This window comes from Actinomyces urogenitalis DSM 15434 (assembly GCF_000159035.1).
GTDB classification, from domain to species: domain Bacteria; phylum Actinomycetota; class Actinomycetes; order Actinomycetales; family Actinomycetaceae; genus Actinomyces; species Actinomyces urogenitalis.
Genome location: NZ_DS999574.1, coordinates 1192402 through 1195986 on the forward strand (window position 1 = coordinate 1192402; position 3585 = coordinate 1195986).

The 3585-nt window shown below is 55.1% G+C and carries 2 protein-coding genes; both read left to right on the top strand.

Annotation, left to right across the window (positions count from 1 at the left end; all coding sequences use genetic code 11):
* On the top strand, positions 1-391 hold a 391-nt coding region (locus HMPREF0058_RS05085), incomplete at its 5' end, for an ISL3 family transposase (RefSeq protein WP_006548642.1).
* A gap of 83 nt (positions 392-474) precedes the next feature.
* Positions 475-3198 carry a Cna B-type domain-containing protein gene (locus HMPREF0058_RS12040; RefSeq protein WP_006548643.1) on the top strand — a complete coding sequence of 908 codons (2724 nt, stop codon included), beginning with the start codon at positions 475-477 and terminating at the stop codon, positions 3196-3198.
* The last annotated feature ends 387 nt before the right edge of the window (positions 3199-3585 follow it).

The following is a 3585-nucleotide window of genomic DNA, read 5'->3' on the forward strand; positions in this document are numbered from 1 at the left end:
GGGCCACCTCGAGGCACTGTTCGCCGACGACGCTCACGTCGAGGTCGAAGCGACCTGGGGGATCTACCAACAGATGATCGCCGCCTACCGCGACCCCGACCGCTCGCCAGGCCGACAGCTGATGCGCTGCCTCATCAACGCCGTCAGCGCCGACGTCCCGGCACCACTGACCGAAGTAATCACCCTGGGCCGGACCCTGAAGAAACGTTGCGCGGACGTGCTCGCCTACTTCGACCGACCCGGAACCAGCAACGGCCCCACCGAAGCTATCAACGGACGCCTCGAGCACCTACGAGGCTCCGCCCTCGGACTGCGCAACCTGACCAACTACATCGCCCGATCTCTCCTCGAAGCAGGCGGCTTCAGACCCCAACTACACCCTCAGCTGTGAAGAGCCGGTATACTGCTCGCCAGTGGGTGCAGCGCTCTCGTCGTTTAGCAGACCAGAGGTCGCTCTTATGAGAGGAACAAATAATGATGGGCCCTTGGGTGCGGTCATTCGGGATTTTACTGGCCACCGTGCTGGCAACAGTCGGATTGTCTGGAGGAGTAGCTCAGGCAGCCGATATTACTTCCTGGGACGACGTTATTGCTACGGTTAATGGTCTTGGCGACGGCGAGTCAACAGAACTGTCAATCGCATCAGAAATAACGGTGGAAGATGGAGCTGATCCGCTGGTTGTGCCCGCGGGGAAACAGGTCACCTTCACGGGTAGTGGAAAGATCAGCGGTAATGGATCCCCGCTGTTCACGGTAGAAGAGGGCGGAGCGCTCACCCTATCCGGTCCGACTTTCACCAACGCGCAGTTTAGCGTTGCGGGAAAAATGAGCCTGGTGAGTGGCGCGATCCGCGACACTGCGGTAACGGGCCCGGTCGTTTTTGTTAACGGAGGAACTCTAACTATCGGTGGAGACGCCGAGTTTTCCGGCAACAACGTTTCAGATGAGTCCGGCGAACTTCTCCCGGCAGGGGTTGAAAAAGAAAAATACTCTCCAATTACGGCCTACAACGGCACCGTGCGAGTAGAGGGTGGAACGCTGAGCAATAACACGGGTCTGCTACGCGGTGGCTCGATTGGCCTATGGGCGCGAGACGGTGGAACGCCTACTTTCGAGATGACGGGTGGAACACTAACCGGAAATGTTGTCAGCCACCCCAAATTCAATGGCCGTGGCGGCGCACTTTACGGTGAGGGAGCCTCAGTGAATATCTCCGGAGGCACCGTGAAAGAGAACACCACAGAGTTAGGCGCGGGCCTTGCCTTTATCAACAGTGACGTTTCTCTGTCAGGCAGCGTTGTTATTCAAGGCAACGACAACGGAAAGTATAAGGGTGTAGGTGGCGGCCTGTATCAAGACGGAGGCACGCTGAACATCAGTGGCGCAACGTTTACAGAGAACGTGACCACTGGTTCCGGCGGTGCGATCTACACAGAGGGCGATACAAAGGTCGATATTGTCGGCGCCGAGATAACTTCTAACAGCGCTGCGAGGTCTGGTGGAGGCGTCGCTTTCAATGGAACTACGAAGGCGGCGATCCACGCCGTAGTTTTGAACGGTAACACCTCGGAAGGCTTCTGGGGTGGCGGAGCAATGTACATCGACGCCAAAGCCGAGGTCACGATTTACAACGGTCTTATTCGTGACAACGTCATTAAGGCTGGTTTTCTCCTTCAAGCCGGCAACCACCCTGTGAGCGCTCAAGGTGGCGGTGTCTGGAACTGTCCCACGGGCTCCACAATCATGCACGTAACTCGTGGCGTGGCGATTTTTGACAATGTGGCACCCAACGTCTTCAAGGGGCAAAACGCTGGTGCCGGTGATGATTTCGCCAGCATTATCAAACATGAATTCGGTAAGCCGGTAGCAGGTCATTCGGTTGTTGTTGCTGAACGTATGCTTGGTGGAAGCCCGCGCGCTTGGTACCAGGACGGTTCGATTTATGGTATTCACGGTAACTGGTCCGCTGAGGGAAAGGTTCCGCGCTACTCAGTGGAGGGGTCGAACACGGCTATCAAGCCAAACGAAGAAGTTTCCCAAGACATTGCTTTCAAGTCTGTCCCAACTGAGGACGCTAAGGCTATCGCAGAGACTCTTGCGACTGTGAAGATCACCAATAACGTAGCCACCGGCACTGGTATTTCCGGAGCTGGCATCGCGAACAACGGTACTTTGACCTTCGGTGATCCTGAACCGTGGAAACTGAAGCTGGAAAAGAAGTGGGCTAATGATGATCCAGAAGATCGCCCCGAGAGCATTTTGGTGGACGTGAAACTTGGTGACAAGACGCTACAGACCATCGAGCTCACAAAGGAGAACGGTTGGAAGGCTGAGCTAGCCAACTATCCCGACCCAAGCACGCTCATTGATGCGAAGACGGGCGAGACTATCCCGCTAACCTTCGTCGAGCATGAAGTCGATGGCTACATGTCTCACGACGCAGTAGTGACGGAAAACAAAGACACAAAGACGATCGAGGTCGCGATCGTTAACGAACCTCCCACGTCGGTCGATGTTGAGAAGCGGTGGTCTGGTGATGTGGAGGCTGATCGTCCGGGTTCTGTGACTATCAGCTTGTTGGCTGATGGTAAACAGACGGATAAGTCTTTGGAACTGACTGCCGAGAATGGCTGGAAGGGTACGTTTACCGATCTACCTAAGTATGTGACGGTTGATGGTGAGAAGACCGAGATTGTCTACACGGTGGTTGAGGTAGAGGTTCCGGGCTACACTCCTTCCATTAGTGGTAGCGTAGCCGACGGATTCGTGGTTACTAACACGAAGGACGCTTCACCAGTTACCTCGGTACCTGTTGAGAAGCGGTGGTCTGGTGATGTGGAGGCTGATCGTCCGGGTTCTGTGACTATCAACTTGTTGGCTGATGGTAAACAGACGGATAAGTCTTTGGAACTGACTGCCGAGAATGGCTGGAAGGGTACGTTTACCGATCTACCTAAGTATGTGACGGTTGATGGTGAGAAGACCGAGATTGTCTACACGGTGGTTGAGGTAGAGGTTCCTGGCTACACTCCTTCCATTAGTGGTAGCGTAGCCGACGGATTCGTGGTTACTAACACCAAGGACGCTCAACATCCGTTGGCTCGCACCGGCTCGGCAGTTCAAGGCCTGATAGTAGTGGGCGTGGTCCTGCTCGCTGCGGGAACCTGGGCTGTATCCAAGCGTCGTCGTCGCGCATAAGCAAGTGCGGGTGGGTCCCGCTAAACGGCGGGGCCCACCCGGCTCACAGTAACTGGCTTCCTCATTATTTAGTTAGTCATGCACAACATTTCACCTTCCGGTTAATCCCTGGGAGGTGTTTTGTTATTGCTATCCGGTTACATTAGCCTCGAGCCATTGTGCTCCATCAGAACGACCAGCGTAATTCTTCTACTGGAGCTGCGAGAATCCGGAGCTTGAACTCGATGATGACAGAGTGCGAATAGGAATAGGCGAAGTGGGTGAAGCAAAACCCCCGGAAGGAGAGCTGAGTGATCTCAGTTGTCTTCCGGGGGTTCTTTGCAACTACTGCGCCTGTAGGCAGGTTGCGTGTTCCTCGTTGGTTACATGAACCTGCGTGCGGTTAGC